This window comes from Methylocystis sp. IM3, assembly GCF_038070105.1.
In the GTDB taxonomy this organism is placed as follows: Bacteria; Pseudomonadota; Alphaproteobacteria; order Rhizobiales; family Beijerinckiaceae; genus Methylocystis.
The window spans coordinates 2749893-2767500 of record NZ_JBBPBZ010000002.1 but is presented as its reverse complement, the minus strand read 5'-3'; the positions used below and the strand labels follow the sequence as shown (position 1 = coordinate 2767500).

The 17608-nt window shown below is 66.7% G+C and carries 16 protein-coding genes, 1 tRNA gene, 2 rRNA genes and 1 riboswitch (1 of these 20 running past the window's edge); of the genes, 5 read left to right on the top strand and 14 right to left on the bottom strand.

The annotated features are described in order from the left end of the window. The 3 genes from WOC76_RS15435 to WOC76_RS15425 form a co-directional block, all read left to right on the top strand. Positions 1 to 823, top strand: a 23S ribosomal RNA gene (locus tag WOC76_RS15435); it begins 2029 nt to the left of the window's first position. Between the two features lie 76 nt (positions 824 to 899). Next, a 5S ribosomal RNA gene (gene rrf / locus WOC76_RS15430) occupies positions 900 to 1015 on the top strand. An 86-nt stretch (positions 1016 to 1101) separates the two neighbouring features. Then, positions 1102 to 1178 (top strand) — tRNA-Met (locus WOC76_RS15425). Between the two features lie 212 nt (positions 1179 to 1390). Here the strand turns inward: WOC76_RS15425 and WOC76_RS15420 are convergent. The 12 genes from WOC76_RS15420 to WOC76_RS15365 are packed head-to-tail and all read right to left on the bottom strand — an operon-like array spanning position 1391 to position 13671. Then, a complete protein-coding gene (locus tag WOC76_RS15420; protein WP_341108751.1) occupies positions 1391 to 2695 on the bottom strand; it encodes a cobyrinate a,c-diamide synthase in 1305 nt (434 codons plus the stop codon). Beyond that, entirely contained in the window at positions 2689 to 3453 is a 765-nt protein-coding gene (gene cobM, locus WOC76_RS15415) for a precorrin-4 C(11)-methyltransferase (protein ID WP_341105624.1), read from the bottom strand. The genes WOC76_RS15420 and cobM overlap by 7 nt, the downstream gene beginning before the upstream one ends. Then, on the bottom strand, positions 3450 to 3863 hold the full coding sequence (locus WOC76_RS15410) for a cobalamin biosynthesis protein (protein ID WP_341105626.1): 414 nt from the start codon (positions 3861 to 3863) through the stop codon (positions 3450 to 3452). The genes cobM and WOC76_RS15410 overlap by 4 nt, the downstream gene beginning before the upstream one ends. Continuing rightward, entirely contained in the window at positions 3842 to 5044 is a 1203-nt protein-coding gene (gene cbiE / locus WOC76_RS15405) for a precorrin-6y C5,15-methyltransferase (decarboxylating) subunit CbiE (protein ID WP_341105628.1), read from the bottom strand. The genes WOC76_RS15410 and cbiE overlap by 22 nt, the downstream gene beginning before the upstream one ends. Position 5045: 1 nt before the next feature. After that, entirely contained in the window at positions 5046 to 5798 is a 753-nt protein-coding gene (gene cobJ, locus WOC76_RS15400) for a precorrin-3B C(17)-methyltransferase (protein WP_341105630.1), read from the bottom strand. Continuing rightward, on the bottom strand, positions 5795 to 6559 hold the full coding sequence (locus WOC76_RS15395) for a precorrin-2 C(20)-methyltransferase (protein WP_341105632.1): 765 nt from the start codon (positions 6557 to 6559) through the stop codon (positions 5795 to 5797). Before WOC76_RS15395 ends, cobJ begins: the two co-directional genes overlap by 4 nt. After that, positions 6556 to 7185, bottom strand: coding sequence for a precorrin-8X methylmutase (locus WOC76_RS15390; protein ID WP_341105634.1), 630 nt, complete (start codon positions 7183 to 7185; stop codon positions 6556 to 6558). The genes WOC76_RS15395 and WOC76_RS15390 overlap by 4 nt, the downstream gene beginning before the upstream one ends. Further along, positions 7170 to 8477, bottom strand: a complete 1308-nt coding sequence (gene cobG / locus WOC76_RS15385; RefSeq protein ID WP_341105635.1) for a precorrin-3B synthase — start codon at positions 8475 to 8477, stop codon at positions 7170 to 7172. The genes WOC76_RS15390 and cobG overlap by 16 nt, the downstream gene beginning before the upstream one ends. Beyond that, positions 8461 to 11763, bottom strand: a complete 3303-nt coding sequence (gene cobN, locus WOC76_RS15380) for a cobaltochelatase subunit CobN (RefSeq protein ID WP_341431483.1) — start codon at positions 11761 to 11763, stop codon at positions 8461 to 8463. The genes cobG and cobN overlap by 17 nt, the downstream gene beginning before the upstream one ends. A 6-nt stretch (positions 11764 to 11769) precedes the next feature. Then, positions 11770 to 12804, bottom strand: a complete 1035-nt coding sequence (gene cobW, locus WOC76_RS15375) for a cobalamin biosynthesis protein CobW (protein WP_341105640.1) — start codon at positions 12802 to 12804, stop codon at positions 11770 to 11772. Then, positions 12801 to 13469 (bottom strand): CbtA family protein, encoded by a 669-nt coding sequence (locus WOC76_RS15370; RefSeq protein ID WP_341431482.1) that lies wholly within the window; start codon positions 13467 to 13469, stop codon positions 12801 to 12803. Before WOC76_RS15370 ends, cobW begins: the two co-directional genes overlap by 4 nt. Before the next feature lie 19 nt (positions 13470 to 13488). Next, on the bottom strand, positions 13489 to 13671 hold the full coding sequence (locus WOC76_RS15365) for a CbtB domain-containing protein (protein ID WP_341388911.1): 183 nt from the start codon (positions 13669 to 13671) through the stop codon (positions 13489 to 13491). A gap of 49 nt (positions 13672 to 13720) precedes the next feature. Continuing rightward, positions 13721 to 13914: riboswitch (cobalamin riboswitch) on the bottom strand. A gap of 34 nt (positions 13915 to 13948) precedes the next feature. On the opposite strand from WOC76_RS15365, the gene cobO reads away from it, so the two are divergent. Further along, on the top strand, positions 13949 to 14563 hold the full coding sequence (gene cobO, locus WOC76_RS15360; protein ID WP_341105643.1) for a cob(I)yrinic acid a,c-diamide adenosyltransferase: 615 nt from the start codon (positions 13949 to 13951) through the stop codon (positions 14561 to 14563). Positions 14564 to 14569: 6 nt separating this feature from the next. Here cobO and WOC76_RS15355 read toward each other — a convergent pair whose 3' ends face one another. Continuing rightward, the gene (locus WOC76_RS15355) at positions 14570 to 15613 is read right to left on the bottom strand and encodes a sterol desaturase family protein (RefSeq protein WP_341105645.1); all 1044 of its coding nucleotides are present in this window, start codon (positions 15611 to 15613) and stop codon (positions 14570 to 14572) included. Between the two features lie 322 nt (positions 15614 to 15935). Beyond that, positions 15936 to 16130: a hypothetical protein gene (locus tag WOC76_RS15350; protein ID WP_341105647.1), complete on the bottom strand. Its 195-nt coding sequence runs from the start codon at positions 16128 to 16130 to the stop codon at positions 15936 to 15938. A 409-nt stretch (positions 16131 to 16539) separates the two neighbouring features. On the opposite strand from WOC76_RS15350, the gene WOC76_RS15345 reads away from it, so the two are divergent. Next, entirely contained in the window at positions 16540 to 17550 is a 1011-nt protein-coding gene (locus tag WOC76_RS15345) for a 30S ribosomal protein S2 (RefSeq protein WP_341105649.1), read from the top strand. Positions 17551 to 17608: the final 58 nt, after the last annotated feature.

The following is a 17608-nucleotide window of genomic DNA, read 5'->3' as shown; positions in this document are numbered from 1 at the left end:
CCGTGCACCTTTACTGTAACTTTGCATTGGCATTCGTGTCGGCATGTGTAGGATAGGTGGTAGGCTTTGAAGCATGGGCGCCAGCTCGTGTGGAGCCACCCTTGAAATACCACCCTTATCGTCATGGATGTCTAACCGAGGCCCGTCATCCGGGTCCGGGACAATGCATGGTAGGCAGTTTGACTGGGGCGGTCGCCTCCCAAAGAGTAACGGAGGCGCGCGATGGTGGGCTCAGAGCGGTCGGAAATCGCTCGTCGAGTGCAATGGCATAAGCCTGCCTGACTGCGAGACAGACAAGTCGAGCAGAGACGAAAGTCGGTCATAGTGATCCGGTGGTCCCTCGTGGAAGGGCCATCGCTCAACGGATAAAAGGTACGCCGGGGATAACAGGCTGATAACCCCCAAGAGTCCATATCGACGGGGTTGTTTGGCACCTCGATGTCGGCTCATCACATCCTGGGGCTGGAGAAGGTCCCAAGGGTTCGGCTGTTCGCCGATTAAAGTGGTACGTGAGCTGGGTTCAGAACGTCGTGAGACAGTTCGGTCCCTATCTGCCGTGGGTGTAGGAGAATTGAGAGGATTTGTCCCTAGTACGAGAGGACCGGGATGAACATACCTCTGGTGGACCTGTTGTGGCGCCAGCCGCAGTGCAGGGTAGCTATGTATGGACGGGATAACCGCTGAATGCATCTAAGCGGGAAACCCACCTCAAAACGAGTTCTCCCTCGAGAGCCGTGGAAGACGACCACGTTGATAGGCCGGGTGTGGAAGCGCGGCGACGCGCGTAGCTTACCGGTACTAATAGCTCGATCGGCTTGATCGCTCTCATTTATCAACGCCCATCCTCATAACAGTGAGGACGGCTGGAAAGACCCTTGCTTCAATATGTGTTTCGCCGGCCTGGTGGCCTTCGGCGAAGCGATCAGACCCGATCCCATCCCGAACTCGGCCGTCAAACGCTTCCGCGCCAATGGTACTATGTCTCAAGACCTGGGAGAGTAGGTCGTCGCCAGGCCTGCCAAACACATAAATCAGCCTCTTCCGATCCAAACATAAAAGCGCCGCCCACTTCCGCGGCGCTTTTTAGCGTCAGTCCCTCGGCGCGGGGTGGAGCAGCCCGGTAGCTCGTCAGGCTCATAACCTGAAGGTCGCAGGTTCAAATCCTGCCCCCGCATCCAAGGACTTCAAAAATTAGCAAAAAATCGAAAATAGACGGCTCGACCTGTGAGTGGTTGCGATGCAGCAAAAATCCTCTTGACACTTGTGCATTGCAGCATTACAAAAGAAACACGCAGCGAGATTGATCTCGCTTCGTAGCCCTCCTTGGGCGTTTCCTCCCTTGACTTGGGCCGCTGGACCTCCGGCGGCCCCTTTTTTTGCTCAGGGAGCATCAGCCGATCACATGGAAGAAAGAGCCGGAAACGTGCTCCTGTCGGAGGCCCTCGCGCATTTCGCTGTCGCTATAGGCGTCTCTGGCCATAACGAACGGTTCGCCTGATTGTCTGACGACCGAGGCGTAGTGAAATTCGTGGCCGCGTATGATTTTACCTTTCGGCCCGAGGCAATGGTCGGCAGGGAGGCGCGCAATGCGGTAGCCGAGATGAAGTTTGCGCGTCGCAAAACTGGTTTCGAGATCGAGCAGCCCGGCCATTGGATGCGCGTCGCCGGTCGCGTCGACGAGCGTGCGGCCGAGAACCATGAAACCTCCACATTCACCGTGAACGGGACGCGTTCGAGCGAAATCGCGCAGGCCAGCGAGGAAGGTCGAGGCCTGCGCGAGACGTCCCGCATGCAACTCGGGATAGCCGCCGGGTAGCCAGCACAGCTCACAGTGCTGGGGAGGCGCTTCGTCGGCTAGCGGCGAGAAAGGGAAGAGCTCGGCTCCGGCAGCCCGCCAACCGCGGGCAAGATGAGGATAAAAGAACGAAAATGCTTCATCTCGGGCGATGGCGATTCGTTGGGCGGGCGGCTTTATCGAAAAGTTCGGCGCAGGTAGCGAGGGGGCGACGGCGGCCGCTTGGGCGACTGCATCGAGATCGATGTGAGCTTCGGCGAAATCGGCAAGCGCATTCAGGCGCTCATGGAGCTGTGCGGTCTCTCCGGCCTGCACGAGTCCGAGATGACGCTCCGGCAGGCCGACCGCCTCGTTGCGGGGCAGGGCGCCGAAAAGGGGCAAACCCAAAGCGGCCACCCCGTCCGCGACCAATCGCCGGTGGCGCGCGCTGCCGATGCGATTGGCGATGACGCCCGCGATCGTCAGCCGGGAGTCGTGAGACGCCAGACCGCGAATGACGGCTGCGGCCGTCTGGGCCTGTCCCGAAACATCCTGCACGAGCAGAACCGGCCAACCCAGCATCGCGGCGATGTCCGCGCTCGCGCCCACGCCCGACGCGCCGCCCGGGGCGCCGTCGAAAAGACCCATGGCGCCTTCGGCGACGATGAGGTCTGCGCCCGCGCTCGCCAGCTCAGCGAGCGCGCCGATCGTCGGGGCGCTCATGGCCCAGGAGTCGAGGTTGAGGCTGTCGCGCCCGGTCGCGGCGGCGTGAAAGGCGGGATCGATATAATCGGGGCCGCATTTGACGGCGCTCACGCGCAGGCCGCGCCGCGTCAGCGCCCGCATGAGGCCAAGCGCCAGCGTCGTCTTCCCCGAGCCGGAGCGGGCGGCGGCAATCAGAAGACCAGGCGCCGTCACAATTCCCCTCGCGGCCGGAAGCGACGATCATAGCCCGCGTTATAAAGCGCGCTTTCTCGGAAATCCTCAGCGCCAAGGGCGGGACCGACGAGGATCAGCGCGGTGCGCTCCATGGGCGTCTCGGCGGCGCGGCTCTCGATGTCTGCGAGTGCGCCCCTGACGATCTTCTCATCGGGCCAGGAGGCGCGATAGACGAGCGCAACGGGGCACTCGGGGCCGTAGAAGGGCATGAGCTCCTCGACGACGCGCGGGAGCACATGGATCGAAAGATGAATCGCGAGCGTCGCGCCGGATTGCGCAAAGGTCGCGAGCTTTTCGCGCGCCGGCATGGCCGAGGCGCGGCCCGAGGTGCGCGTCAGGACGACGGACTGCGCGAGTTCCGGCAACGTCAGCTCGCGTTGCAGGGCGGCGGCGGCGGCGGCGAAGGCCGGGACGCCCGGCGTCATCGTATAGGGAATGCCGAGCGCGCGCAGGCGGCGCGTCTGTTCGCCGACGGCGCTCCAGATGGAGAGATCGCCCGAATGCAGCCGCGCCACCTCGAGGCCGGCTTCATGGGCCGCTGTCATTTCCGCGATGATGTCGTCGAGCGACAGGGGCGCCGTATCGACGATGCGCGCGCCCTTCGGGCAATGCGCCAGAACGCCCGCCGGCACGAGAGACCCCGCATAGAGACACACCGGGCAGCGCGCGATGAGATCGCGGCCGCGCAGCGTCAGGAGATCAGCCGCGCCGGGGCCGGCGCCGATGAAATGGACGGTCATTGTTCATCCTCTTCGCCGATGGCCAGCGCGCAGGCGACGGTGGGCGTCGCGACGCGGGGCGCGAGCAACCGGCTGTTGGGTCCGGCCCCGACGAGCGCGGCGGCTTCGGCGACGCTGCCCACGCCGAACATGGCCTGCACCCGCGGGGAGTGGGTGGGCGCCGCGCCCCTTCGCGCCTTGAGCGCCTCCAGCGGCAGGAAAAGGAGGCCGACGCCGAGCGTCTGGGCCGCTTCATGCAGTCCCGCTTCGTCGGCCTTGCTTTCGAGCGTGCAGAGCGTCACGCGCGAGAGCGGCGCCCCGTGCCGCGATGCGACTTCGCGCACGAGATCGACGATCGGTTGGGCGGCGACGCCCCGGCGCGCGCCGAGACCGGCGGCGTATCGCACGCTCATGGCTTCACCACGCGCCATTGCAGCACGCCCATGCCGGGATCGAGCGCGTGAAAGCGGCCGACCGGGCGCGCCCGCGCGATTTGCAGATGGATGAGATCGCCGCCTTTTTGCTCGAAGGCTTGCGCGAGCAGCGTCTGCGTTTCGAGCGTCACGGCGTTGACGACAAGGCGGCCGGACGACGGAAGCGCGCGCCAGGCGGCCTTCAGCGTCTCGGCGTTGGCGCCGCCGCCGATGAAGATGGCGTCGGGCGTTTGCAAAGTCTCCAGCGCCTGTGGCGCGGCGCCGGTGACGATCGCGAGATCGGGGACGCCGAGCGCATGCGCGTTGCGCGCGATGCGCGTCGCGCGGAGGGCGTCGCGTTCGATGGCGATGGCGCGATTGGCGGAATCGCAGAGCATCCATTCGATGCAGACGGAGCCCGAGCCCGCGCCAATGTCCCAGAGCGTCTCTCCCTTGCGCGGCGCGAGCGCGGAAAGCGTGACGGCGCGAATCTCGCGCTTGGTCAGCTGGCCGTCGTTTTCGAACCAGTCGTCGGGCAGGCCCGGCGCGCGCGGGACGATGCGCGCGCTTGCGTCGGCGACGACCTCGATGGCGACCGTGTTGAGCGTCGCAATGTCGTCGAGAGAAAAAGCGTCGGCGCGCGTCTCGCGGATGCGCTCCTGCGGGCCGTCGAGCCGTTCGAGAACGATGAGCCGCGAGGCGCCCATGCCGTTTGCCGCCAGATGCGCGGCGATGCGCGCGGGCGTGGTTTCGTCCCAGGAGAGCGCAATGATGCGCGCGCGCGGCTGCAGATGCGGCGCGATGCGCTCGAAGGCGCGCCCGTGCAGGGAGACGAGCGCGCAATCCTGCTGGCTCCAGCCGAGCCGCGCGGCGGCGAGCGAGAACGCCGAAGGCGCGGGAACGACGAAGATTTCGTCTCCCGGAACATGCCGGCTGATGAGCTCGCCGACGCCATAGAAGAAGGGATCGCCCGAGGCGAGCACGACAGTCGGTCGGCCGCGTTGGGCCATGAGGCGCGGAATGGCCTCCATGAGCGGCGTGGGCCAGGGAAGCTTTTCGGCGCGCACGTCGCCGATGAGCGACAGATGCCGCGCGCCGCCGACGATGAGCGTGGCATTGGCGACGAGCGCGCGCGCGGCGGGCGTCAAAGCCTCGAGGCCGCCTTCGCCGATGCCGATGATGGAGAGCCATTTCTCCACTCTAGAGCGCCTTTCGCGAGCTATAGACCCAGTCGCGCGCGCCCTCCCGCGCGATGCGCTTCGTGCCGCTCGCGCCGATGAGGACGAGCGTCGACATGTCGACTTGCGTCGGGTCGACCTCGTCGAGCCGGGTGAAGAGGATGTCTTCCTTCTCACGTCCAACGGATTTCGCGAGGGCGACGAAGGTCTCGCCGGGAAGGAAGCGCCGCAGCAGGGCGAAGGCGTCCGCGATGCGCGTCGGGCGGGCGCGCGAGGCCGGATTGTAAAGTGCGATGACGAAGTCGCCGCGCGCGGCGTGCTCCAGTCGCTTCTCGATGATGTCCCAGGGCTTGAGATTATCGGAAAGCGAGATGGCGCAGAAATCATGGCCGAGGGGCGCGCCGAGCCGCGCGGCGGCGGCCTGCATGGCCGAAACGCCGGGCAACACGCGAATGTCGAGATCGCGCCATTCGAGCGGCCCATGATCCACCGCCTCGAACACGGCCGCCGCCATGGCGAAGACGCCGGGATCGCCGCCTGAAACCACCGCGACGATGCGGCCCGCCTGCGTGCGGATCAGCGCCTCGCGCGCGCGGTCGAGTTCGACGCGATTGTCGCTTGCAAGCCGCGTCTGTCCTTCGCGCACGGGGACGCGGGCGACATAAGGCTCGTAGCCGATGATGTCCTGCGCTTCGGCAAGCGCCGCGCGCGCTTCGCTTGTGAGGAAGCGTTCGTCAGAGGGACCGAGGCCCACGATGTAAAGTCGGCCGCTCACGGACGCCGGCCCTGTCCCGGCACGAGCGCCATGGAGAAATAGGGCGCGACGTCGTCGTGCTTCTCGGCGAAGGGCATGATCTTCTCGCCCGCCATGGCGCCCCGCTCGACATAGACGGCGCGATCGATGACGCCAGCGCGCCGCATGGCGCGGCGCAGCTTCGCGAAGTTGCCGCCGAGCTTCATCACGACGGCGGCGTCCGTCTTGGCGAGGCGTTCGGCGAGCGTGTCTTCGTCGAGCGTCGCGGGCAGAACCGTGAGAATGTCGTCGCCCCATGTCATGGGCTGGCGCGCCGCCGCGAAACATCCGGACATGCCGGAAACGCCTGCGCAGATCTCGATGCGGAAACGGCGTTCGAGACGGGTGAACATATGCATGAAGGAGCCGTAAAGGAGGGGATCGCCCTCGCAGAGCAAGGTCACATCCTGCCCGCGCTCGAGCAGCGCGCCGATGCGCGCGGCGCTCTCTTCGTAGAAGCCCGCGAGCGCAGCCACATAGGCGGGGTCGTCGAAGGGGATTTCGGTCGTGACCGGATAGAGAAGCGGCAGTTCCTCGCAGTCTTTCGGGAAGTAGCGTTCGGCGATGCCGCGGGCGTGGCTCGCGCGGCCGCGCTTGGCGAAATAGGCGAGCGTCGTGGCTTGCCCGATGAGACGCGCGGCCTTCACCGTCACGAGCTCCGGGTCGCCGGGGCCGAGCCCGACGCCAATCAACGCGCCGAGCGTGGCGGCGCGCTCCTTCGATGTCGCCGGATGCGCGTTCATTCTTTCTCGCTCGCGAGCGCATTGACGGCGGCGGCGGCCATTGCGCTGCCGCCCTTGCGGCCCTTGACGATCGCGTAAGGCGCGCGCCCGTCGGCCGCAAGCGCGTCCTTCGATTCCGCCGCGCCGACGAAGCCGACCGGCATGCCGATCACGGCCGCGGGGCGGACGCCCTCGTCGAGCATTTCGAGCAGGCGAAAGAGCGCCGTCGGCGCATTGCCGATCGCGACGACGGCGCCGTCGAGTCGGTTGCGCCACAACTCCATGGCCGCGGCGCTGCGCGTATTTCCGAGCTCCGCGGCAAGCGCCGCGACAGTGGGCTCGGCCAGCGTGCAGACCACGGGATTTTGCGCGGGCAGGCGCGCGCGGGTCACGCCATGCGCGACCATATTGGCGTCGCAGAGAATGGGCGCGCCCCGGCGCAGAGCGGCTTTCGCCTCCGAGACGAAAGTCTCGGAAAATTCTATATCGTCGGCGAGCTCGACCATGCCGCAGGCGTGGATCATGCGCACGGCGACCTTTTCCTGCTCCGGCGTGAAGCGGGCGAGATTGGCTTCGGCGCGAATGATCGCGAAGGAGCGTTCATAGATCGCCGCGCCGTCGCGAATATAGGTCAAAGCGTCGGACATTGGTTTTCCTCTGCGCGCGCGGCGAGCGCGCTTTTTGCGGCGTCGATGGCGAGCCCGGTCAGACTGAGAGCGTCGCTCGCGCGACCGTTCACGACCAGATCGAAAAGCCCATTGTTCGCAACAAGCGTCACGGCCGCGCGCCTCGGCCGCGCGCAGCCTTTGGCGCAGCCGGAGAGATGGAGGCCGACGCCATCTTTCCCCGCAAGCTTTTGCGCGAGCGGTGCGAGTTGCGCAAGATGCGCCCGTGTCGCGCCCTGGGCCTGCGGACATTCCGGCGCGCCGGGGCAGGCCACGACGGCGAGGCGGGGATCATTCGCCGAGACGATGAGATTTTGTTCTTGCGCCTCCGCGACGATGCGCTGCGCGGCGCCAGGCGTCGCGGTCGGAATGAGAAAGGCGCGCCAGGGCGTGAGCCGCACTTCGGCGAGCCCCTCCTTCTCGGCGAGCGCCGCGAGACGCGCAAGCTGCGCCGCACGCCAGCGGCCGAACGGCGCTGCGACGCCGGCATAGCAGACGCCTTGGGAGAAAGCGCCGAGAACGGCGGGACTGGCCTGCGTGGCGCGCGCATGAGGCGACGTGACGAGTCCCGCCTGTCTCATCACCGCCTCGGCGCCGATCGCGGCCACGAGGCGGCGCATGCGGCGCAGCTCGAACGCGCCGTCGCGCAGCGTTACAAAGGCGCGCGCAAGGGCGAGCGCGGCCTGAACGGCTTCCGCAAGAGAGACGACGGCCGCGCCATCGTCGCAGCCCGCGAGGCTCAGGGCCACGCTTTCGGCGCCGGCGGCTTCGATACGTATATCCGCGCCCACATCGCCAAGCGTCGGCGCGCCGCCGTCGTCGACCGCAAGGAAGAACTTTGCCGGAAGGGTGCCGAACTCCGGCTCGTCCTGCACCGCCTGCGCAAGTTCGGCGGCGAGGGCATTGGCGTCGAAGGCGCCGCCATCGAGGCCGGCGAGCGGCGAGGCGACGATATTGGTCACGCGCTCGGCCGCCGCGTCTCGCGCCAGTAGCCCGGCGCTATCGAGGCCCGCGCGCGCCTCGCCGAGCGCGCCCTCGCGCACGCCGCGCAACTGTAATTGCGCCCGCTGCGACAGATCGACGAGGCCATTGCCGCATTCCGTGGAGACAGCGGCAAGAGCGGCGAGCTGCGCGGCGCCGATGCGCGAGCCGATGACCTTGGCGCGCATGAGCAACCCGTCATTGCTCCGCATGGGCGCAAAGGCCCCCGGACACCAGCCCTTCACCTCGGGGGCGCCCGATGGGCGGAGCGCGGTCTCAGGCGCGTGCGGCATCGACGCCTCCGACATCGGCCAGAAGATCGCGCACGCTGTTGCGGCCCGTGCGCCAGAGCCCGCGCGCGAGCGCATCGGTGAAGGCGCGCGCCATCGCCTCCATGGCGCGGGGATTCTCGCGCGCCAGAAATTCTCGCACCTCGTCGTCCCCGAGCGTCGCGCAAAAAGCGAGGTCGTATTGCGCGTCGGTGACGAGGCCGCTCGTCGCCGCGAAGGCGTGGAGATTGTCGATCGCCTCGGCGATCTCGGCGCCGCCGCGATGGCCATGGCGCATCTGGCCCTCGAGCCAACGCGGATTGCAGACGCGCATGCGCAGCACACGCGCGATTTCGTCCTTCAAGGGCCGTGCGCGCAAGGTCTCGGGCCGCGTCGCGTCGAGATGCACCAGAGCCGCCGCGCCGCCCAGCATCCGGTTCGCTGCGGCGAAGCCGCCTTCATAATCGACGAAGGCGGGGCCGGTCAGAACGTCGACTTCCGCCATGTCCTGCACATGCACGTGAACGTCGGCGCGCGCGACCTGCGCGCTGAACGCGTCGAGCGCCGGCGCGCTGTCGCCCGCGCGGTCGAGCGCATGGCCGCCAGAGGCGAGAAAGGCGCGGGCGAGATCCTCGCGCGAAGCCCATTCGCCGCGCACCACCTTGTCGCCGATGCCGAGGCCATAGGCTCCCTGCGCCGCGCCGAAGACGCGGGTGAGTTCCGAAGCCTCCTTCAGCGGATTGAAGTCCGCGTCTTCGTCCAATGCGGCGACGGCGCGCACGGCGTCGTCGAAGAGTGCAATGAGGCCGGGAAACATGTCGCGGAAAAGCCCCGAGACATGGAGCGTCACATCGACGCGCGGGACGTCGAGCCGGGCTTGCGGCAGGATTTCGAACCCGATGACGCGCGCGCTCGCATCGTCCCAGCGCGGCGCAACGCCCATCAAGGCGAGCGCCTGCGCGACATCCTCGCCGCCGGTGCGAATGGTGGCGCTGCCCCAGAGATCGAGCATGATCGCGCGCGGGAATTCGCCGTGCGTCTGAGCATGGGCGGTCATGATCTCGCGCGCGGCGCGGCGGCCGATCTCATAGGCCGTCCGCGTGGGCGCGTGGCGCGGGTCGATGCAATAGAGGTTGCGGCCGGTGGGCATCACGTCGGCGCGGCCGCGCGAGGGCGCGCCGGCGGGGCCGGGCTCCACGAAACGGCCCGCGAGCGCCGCGATCAACGCCTTTCGCTCGGAGGCGGCGCAGGCGTTGCGCGCCGGGTCGGCGTCGGCGCGGCCGAACACATGCAAGCCGTCGCCGATGCGCAGCTCCTTCAGATCGCACATCCAGGCGTCGAGCCGCGCCAGCGTCTCCGCGAGATCGGTCTCGCGCGTAACGCCGCATTCCTCGGCGAGCCCGATGCGCTCGGCTTCATCCAGAATGGCTCCCGCGATCAACTTGGCCCGGCGCGGATCGAGCGCGGCGGCGGAGGCGTATTCATCGAGGAGCGTCTCGATCGTCTGCGCCTTGTCGTAAAGGTCGGCCGTCATGAGCGGCGGCGTGAGATGGCCGATGACGACGGCGCTCGTGCGGCGCTTGGCCTGCGCGGCCTCGCCCGGATCGTTGACGATGAAGGGGTAGACGAGCGGCGTCGGCCCGAGGACCGCCTCCGGCGCGCAGCCTTGCGACAGCATCACGGATTTGCCCGGCAGCCATTCGAGCGTGCCATGCGCGCCGAGGTGAATCAGCGCGTCGATCTCGCGGACGTGACGCAGCCAGAGATAGAAGGCGACATAGGCGTGGCGCGGCGCCCGCTGCATGTCGTGATAGGTTTCGTAACGCTCTCCGCGCGCGCCGCGATCCGGTTGCAGGGCGACGACGAGAGCGCCGGCCGTGACGCAGGAGAAGCGGAAGGCGCCGTTTACGACCGCCGGATCGTCGTCGGCCGCGCCCCACGTCTCCTCCACGGCCCGGATGAAATCGGTGGGCAGGGCCGCGTGGAGGCGGCGGTAATCGGCGAGCGGGAAATCGACGCAACAGGCGCCGTCTTCGAGCGAGCGGACGAGCGAGCGCCCGTCTCCTGCGCGCGCAAGCGAGGCGTCGCCGAGCCTGTAACCCGCAATTTGCAACGCCGAGACGATTTCGCTGGCGCTCGCTTCGGCGTCCAGCCCGATGGCGTAACCGCCGCGTCCGCGACGCGCGGGATAATCCGAAAGGACGAGCGCGAGGCTTTTCTCGGCGTTGGGCTTGCGGCGCAGCCGCGCCCAGTTGGCTGCGAGATCGGCGACGAAGGCGATGCGCGTCGGTTCGGGCGCATGGCGCGGCTCGTCGAACTCGGCGGCGCTACGCGCGGCGATTTCCTTGAAGGAGATGGCGCGGGTGAAGATGCGGCCGTCGACTTCCGGCAGCACGACATTCATCGCCAGATCGGCCCCATTGGCGCCGCGCGCGGAAGCGGTCCAGGCGTCGCGCGTCGAGGTCGCGAGCGCGACCTGCAAGACAGGCGCGTCGGCGCGGTCGAGCACGCCGCCGCCGTCGCGCCGCGCCGAGAAGGCGGTGGCGTTGAGGATGACGTCGGGCGCGAAGCGATCCAGCGATTGCGCGACGAAGGCTTCGCTCTCGGGCTCCTTCAGGCTCGCGACATAGGTCGCCTCGACGCAGAAGCCGCGTGCGCGCAAAGCCTCGGCGAGCGCCGCGATCGGCGCGACATCGTCCGCGAGATAGAGCGAGCGGTAGAAGAGGATCGCAGCGCGCGGCGCATCCGCGGGCGCCTCGCGGCAAGCGGCCTCGAAGCGGCCGGCGCTCGCGACAGGGACGCTCTCGCGCCAGACGGCCGGGCGCCCGGAGAGTGTGGACGCATAGCCGAGAAAGGATCGCAGATTATCCGGCCCGCTATCCTGGAAGTAACGCCAGATGCGCGCGAGCGCCGCGTCGTCCAGCGTCGACGCATTGGAGAGGCGCATGTCGGCGACCGTGTCGCCAGGCACGATCGCGAGCGCGAGGCCTCTGCGCCGCGCGAGCGCCTCGAGCTGCCCGACGCCATAGGCCCAGTAATCCTTGCCGCCGAGCAGGCGCACCACGACGAGCTTCGCATGGCGCGCGACCGAGTCGAGATAGAGATCGACGGAGTAGGGGTGCTTCAGCTGTGCGAGCTGTGCGCAGCGCAGGCTCGGTAGCGCCGCGCGCGCTTCATCATGCAGGCGCGCGACGAGACGCAGCTCCGAATCCGAGAAGGAAAGGAAAACAATTTCGGCCGGAGACTGGCCGAGATCCGTCGCCGCGCCGGCGTCGTCGAGACTGTGAAGATCGCGCGGGAGAAGATGCATGGCGCGTCACGGCTGGGCCAGCGCGGCGATGATGGCGTCGCGGTCGAGCCCCTTTTCGCCGATGACGACGAGACGGCTGGCGCGATTCTCTCCCGGCTTCCAGGCGCGATCGAAATGATGCTGGATGCGCGCGCCGACGCCCTGCACGAGGAGCCGCATCGGCTTGCCGGCGACCTCGACGAAGCCCTTTACGCGCAACACGTCGTGATCGCGTGCGACGGCGGCCAGTTTCTCGGCGAGCGCCGCCGGTTCGGAGATGGCCGGCAGGCTCACGACGAAACTGTCGAAATCGTCGTGGTCGTGATCAGGCTCGGCGTCGTGGTGCGAGGGACGGTTGTCGAGATCGCTCTCCGCGGCCGCCGCGAGGCCGAGCAGAACCAGCGGATCGACCCGACCCTGGCGCGCGCGCACGAGTTTGACGGCTGAGCGGGCGCCCGAGGAGAGCTGCGCCGCGACGTCGCGCTCTTCCGTTTCGTCGAGCAGATCGGTCTTGTTGAGAATGACCAGATCGGCGCAGGCGAGCTGATCCTCGAAGACTTCTTCCAGAGGATTGTCGTGGTCGATCGTCTCCGTGGCGGCGCGCTCCTCGGCGATCGCGTCGGGATCGTCGGCGAAGCGGCCTTCCGCGACAGCTTTCCCATCGATCACCGCGATCACGCCGTCGACGGTCAGCCGCGAGCGGATGGCCGGCCAGTCGAAAGCCTTCACCAGCGGCTTCGGCAAGGCGAGACCGGACGTTTCGATGATGATGTGGTCGGGCCGCTTCTCATGCGCGAGCAGCGCCTCGATCGCCGGCACGAAATCGTCGGCGACCGTGCAGCACAGGCAGCCATTGGCGAGTTCGACGATGTTTTCTTCCGGGCAGTTCTCGACGCCGCAGGCGCGCAGGATCTCGCCGTCGACGCCCACATCGCCGAACTCGTTGATGACGAGGGCGAGGCGCCGGTCGCCGGCGTTCTCCAGCACATGGCGGATCAGCGTGGTTTTCCCCGCGCCGAGAAAGCCGGTGACGATGGTTGCGGGAATTTTCTGCGCGCTCATGCCGCCTCCGTTTCGTCGCGTGACGCCAGCCGCCAGACAAGGCCGGCGAGCGCGCCGGCGAGCACCCAGCACGCCGCCTGCACGGCGAGCGAGGCGGCGGCGAAGCGCGCGGCGAGTTCGGCGGGAACCGTGCTCTCCGGCGCCGCCGGCGTGGGCCAGAAGAAATGCGGCGCAACGAGCAGCGCGGCGCCGAAGGCGCGGGCGGCGACGGACTCGCCGCGCAAAAGCGCGAATAGTCCGACCCCGGTCGACGCGGCCGTCGCCAGCCACCAGAGCTGACGGCCGGCGAGATCGGTCTCGGCCGCGCCCGGAAGCTGCGGGGCGAGGCCGAGGCTCGTCGCGAGCCCGGTCGCGGCGAAGGCGCAGGCGCCCCAGAGCGCGGCGCGGCGCGGGCCGATGGCGTCGCCGGAAAAGAGCATGCCGGCGAGCAGGATCAGCGCATAGCCGGTGGAGACGGCGATCGTCGCGACGCTTGTCGCCGCCGTCCGGCGCAGGCCCTCGAAGGCGGGCGCGGCCTGTTCCGCGGCGTCATGCGCATGCTGCGCCGCCTCATAGACCTCGGCGGCGAGGATGAGGGGAGTCGTGGTGACATGCTGCAGGGCCGCGACGGCGAGGCCCGCAACAATGCCGGCGACGAGGCCGGCCGCCAGAAGGCGCGCGATCACGGGTCGCGTGGCGCGGCGGCTAGTGGCAGGGGAAGGAAAGCGCGTGGCGCGAATCATGCGCCGCGTCGTGGACGCCCTCGGAATTGGCGAAACCCGCGCCATAGACCAGGCCGAGGCCGAGGAGGAAGGCGACGAAAGCCGCCTTGAGGGTGTCGGCCTTCGAGGTCGAAAGCGAGCGGACGGCGGCGGTGTTCGTGTTCATCGAGCGTCTCCCTGCCGCCCCACCGGCGGCGAAATATTGTGACAGGCGACAAGGCGTCGCCGCGACGGCAGGTCTCCTGGCTTCCGGGTCCACCATCCGCGCCGCCTTCCCAAGCTCTGGAGCTCAGTGGCCGATGGCGCGGCCTTCCCGGATACAGTTGCGGGGGCAGCCGCGGCTTTGGGCGTGCCCGCACCGCGTTCCCTCTTCGCCTTCTTGCGAAGGACCGTCGCAATCAGTCATATGCGCAGGCGCCATAGACGTCAAATGGGAGCCAGCCTTGACCGAAGAAGAAAGCGACGCGGCGCGCCGCCACCGCGCCAAGATGGAAAAGCGCAAGGCCGTTCAGGACGCGGAGGTCGCCGGCAAGACCATCGCGCAGAAGGGCCTGCTGATGGTCCATACAGGTCCGGGCAAGGGGAAATCGACCGCGGCCTTCGGCCTCGCCTTGCGGGCGCTCGGCCATGGCTGGAAGGTCGGCGTCGTGCAGTTCGGCAAGGGCCAGTGGCGCAGCGGCGAGCGCGAAATGCTGGAAAAGCTCGGCGCCGTTTCCTGGCATACGCTCGGAGAGGGCTTTACCTGGGAGACCCAGGATCGCGCGCGAGACGAAGCCGCCGCCCGCCGCGCCTGGGAGACAGCCTGCGAACTGATGGATGATCCCGAGATCCGCCTGCTGCTGCTCGATGAATTGAATATTTCGCTGCGCTACGACCATCTGCCGATGGATGAGGTTCTCGCCAGGCTCGCCGCGCGCCGCGCCGATCTTCATGTCGTCGTCACAGGGAGAAATGCGAAGCCGGAACTTGTCGCGGCAGCCGATCTCGTCACCGAAATGACTCTGGTGAAGCATCACTTTTCGGCTGGCGTGAAAGCGCAGGAGGGAATCGAATTCTGATCGACGTCAGCCCTGGCGCGTCTGCTGCAATTTCTCGGTAGCTGCTGTCCATGTGTCGGCGATCGACCGTTTGACCGAAGCGACTGCGCGCCACAGCGCCGCCGCCGCCTTGACGGGCGGCGTGACGAGCATTCCCAGAGCGGAGTGCGGGTCGACGCTTTCCTCGTCCGCGCCATAGACGAGCCGTGGGTTTTTTTCCGGAGGGATTTCAAGCGTTCCGAACATCCAGTCCCACACCGCGAGCACGCTGCCGAGGTTGCGATTGAAATGCTGAGGGTCCTTGGAGTGGTGAATTTGATGATGCGCCGGGCTCAGGACGAAATGGCCCCAGAGGCCTCGGAACGGAATCCAGAATTCGGAATGCTGGAGATGTCCGATCGTCCAGAGGAAAATGATGAAAAGGACATTCTTCCCCTCCACGGAGAAGAACTCGGCTTTCTGCCCGTAGAGATATTCGAGCACGCCGGACGCGGCGCCGATGAACAGGGCAAGCATATAGCCGAAAACGACGCTGTCGATGGGATGGTTTCTGTAGTTCGTCAACGGCGTAAGGACGTCGGCAGTGTGGTGGAGCTTGTGAAGCTCCCACAAGAATGGAACCCTATGCTTGAGATAGTGGTCCAGATAATAGCCGATCTCATAGGCAAGAAAGAGAACAACGGTCGAGACAGCCTTCATCTTGAAGTCGCAGCACTCGACAGGCTCGGCCGGGCCGAACGCGCTGTTGAGCATCGCGTGCACGCCAGTCGAGACGGTATTCAATGAAACGACCAGCGCGCCGACGACGACCGGCATGAAAACCACGCTCAGAACGAAAAGCTTGATGTCCGCGTGAACAGAGGCGCGCGTCAGAATTTTCTTGGCAAGAACGGCCCGCGCGATGACCCTCGGAAAAACCCGGCCCCGCCGTTTTTTCTGGCGGTAGCCCAATGCAAGGAGCGCGACGCCAAAAGAGGTCGCCAAAGAATAGACCGATAGGACCGAGCCCGCCGAAAATAATTCGTTCCCGACCCTGTGAAGGGAAACGTGGAGGGCGGCGTTGAGGTCCATCTTGTGTTGTTGCGTCCGAAGGAGGCGGCGCTCGCGGACTTGCTCCGCCGCAGATGATGCCGCCCTTTATAGCCCCGATTTACCCATCGGGCGAGGGTTCGAGCGGGCGAGTTGCGGTTCAGGCGTTCTCGGTTCTCGAGCAATTTGAAGAACCGGCGTTCCGTCGTCGGCAGAGCGACGATGTGGGTTCAAAAAGCAGAAGCCGACGCCCGATCAAGTCGATAGCGTCGGCTCCAGATCGGCCTCGCCGTAAGACGGCGGACCGCCCTTGCGCGAGGACGAAGCCGGGGAGGCCACCCCGGCAAGTCCTCAGGCAGGGGTATTACTGAATCATGCGGGCGGTCGAGCCGGTGCCGGCGGTGCCGAACTGCTCGCGGTTGTTGCCCGTGCCGTTGGAGCCTTCCGGAGAGATCCAGTCCGGAACCCAAGTGAGAGCCACGACAACGAAGCCGATGAAAGCAGCAGCCCAGATCAGCATCTTGCCGAGGTCGCCGGAGCTATGAACGTTGACGGCCATGCGTTTTCCCCCTGTTGTTTTTTTACCAGAATGCTTGCCGCATCGAGGTAACCCTAGCTCGATTCAAAACGCTTGGCAATGCGCCTGACATAGCTATTTTTGGACGCTCAAAAGTGGCACGTATGCGTGTAAAAACAATGATGTAATGTGCGACAACTGGTCGCGGCTCAAATAATTTTTGCGGCGGAAAAACGAAAGTCTTCGAGCTCCCGAGGCCTTTCCCCGCGCCTCCGCCGGCGGGGGGTCCGCGACTGTTGTGGCCAGCCTATTGCTCCCTGCGAGCGCTTCGCCTATAAGCGCGCGCATTCCACAGGCGAGGATTTCGTGGCGTCTGATCAAAGACGTCGCTTCCGGTGGCCGGTTCCCGGCTTTCCCAACCTTCGCCGAGGCTCAACCGGAGAAAAGAACCATGGCGCTTCCTGATTTCAACATGCGCGGCCTTCTCGAGGCGGGCGCTCATTTCGGTCACCAGGCGCATCGCTGGAACCCGAAGATGGCCCCCTATATCTTTGGCGCGCGCAACAACATCCACATCATCGACCTCGCCCAGACGGTGCCGCTGCTGCATCAGGCGCTGAAGCTCGTCTCCGACACCGTGTCCAAGGGCGGCCGCGTTCTCTTCGTCGGCACCAAGCGTCAGGCGCAGGATCAGATCGCGGACGCCGCCAGGCGCAGCGCGCAATATTACATCAACTCCCGCTGGCTCGGCGGCACGCTGACCAACTGGAAGACGATTTCCGCCTCCATCAACCGGCTGCGCAAGCTGGACGAGCAGCTCTCGGCGGGCGCCCAGGGCGTCACGAAGAAGGAGCGCCTGCTCCTGACCCGCGAGCGCGACAAGCTGGAAAAGGCGCTCGGCGGCATCAAGGACATGGGCGGCACGCCCGACCTGATCTTCGTCATCGACACCAATAAGGAGCAGCTCGCGATCAAGGAGGCGAATCGCCTCAAGATTCCGGTGGTTGCGATCCTCGATACCAATTGCGACCCGGACGGGGTGAGCTACCCGATCCCCGGCAATGACGACGCCGGCCGCGCCATCGCCCTCTATTGCGATCTTATCGCCAAGGCGGCGATCGACGGTATTTCCCGCAGCCAGGGCGCCCTGGGCGTGGATCTGGGAGCCGCCGAGACGCCGGAGGCCGAGCCGGCCGTCGCGAGCGAAGCCGGCGCGTATGCGTCGACGGAAGCTTTCGAGCTTCTTGCCGCGCCGCGCGGCGCGCCCGACGATCTTGCGAAGCTCAACGGCGTTGGTCCGCAACTCGTCAAGAAGCTCAATGACGCCGGCATCTTCCATTATTGGCAGATTGCCGCGATGACGCCGGCCGATAGCGAAAAGATGGACGCCGAACTCAAGCTCAACGGCCGTATCGCCCGTGATGGCTGGGTCGATCAGGCGCGCGCGCTTCTCTCCGCTTAAAGCCGGACTGTCATTTCCTGATCCGACATCGGGCGCCGGCTCTTTCCTGAGCCGGCGC

Excerpts from the sequence above, each read along its gene's own strand:
- cobM (WP_341105624.1), bottom strand. The coding sequence starts at position 3,453 with ATGACCGTCCATTTCATCGGCGCCGGCCCCGGCGCGGCTGATCTCCTG.
- WOC76_RS15410 (WP_341105626.1), bottom strand. The coding sequence starts at position 3,863 with ATGGCGCGTGGTGAAGCCATGAGCGTGCGATACGCCGCCGGTCTCGGC.
- WOC76_RS15395 (WP_341105632.1), bottom strand. The coding sequence starts at position 6,559 with ATGAACGCGCATCCGGCGACATCGAAGGAGCGCGCCGCCACGCTCGGC.
- WOC76_RS15390 (WP_341105634.1), bottom strand. The coding sequence starts at position 7,185 with ATGTCCGACGCTTTGACCTATATTCGCGACGGCGCGGCGATCTATGAA.
- cobG (WP_341105635.1), bottom strand. The coding sequence starts at position 8,477 with ATGCCGCACGCGCCTGAGACCGCGCTCCGCCCATCGGGCGCCCCCGAG.
- cobN (WP_341431483.1), bottom strand. The coding sequence starts at position 11,763 with ATGCATCTTCTCCCGCGCGATCTTCACAGTCTCGACGACGCCGGCGCG.
- cobW (WP_341105640.1), bottom strand. The coding sequence starts at position 12,804 with ATGAGCGCGCAGAAAATTCCCGCAACCATCGTCACCGGCTTTCTCGGC.
- WOC76_RS15365 (WP_341388911.1), bottom strand. The coding sequence starts at position 13,671 with ATGAACACGAACACCGCCGCCGTCCGCTCGCTTTCGACCTCGAAGGCC.
- WOC76_RS15355 (WP_341105645.1), bottom strand. The coding sequence starts at position 15,613 with ATGGACCTCAACGCCGCCCTCCACGTTTCCCTTCACAGGGTCGGGAAC.
- WOC76_RS15350 (WP_341105647.1), bottom strand. The coding sequence starts at position 16,130 with ATGGCCGTCAACGTTCATAGCTCCGGCGACCTCGGCAAGATGCTGATC.
- WOC76_RS15345 (WP_341105649.1), top strand. The coding sequence starts at position 16,540 with ATGGCGCTTCCTGATTTCAACATGCGCGGCCTTCTCGAGGCGGGCGCT.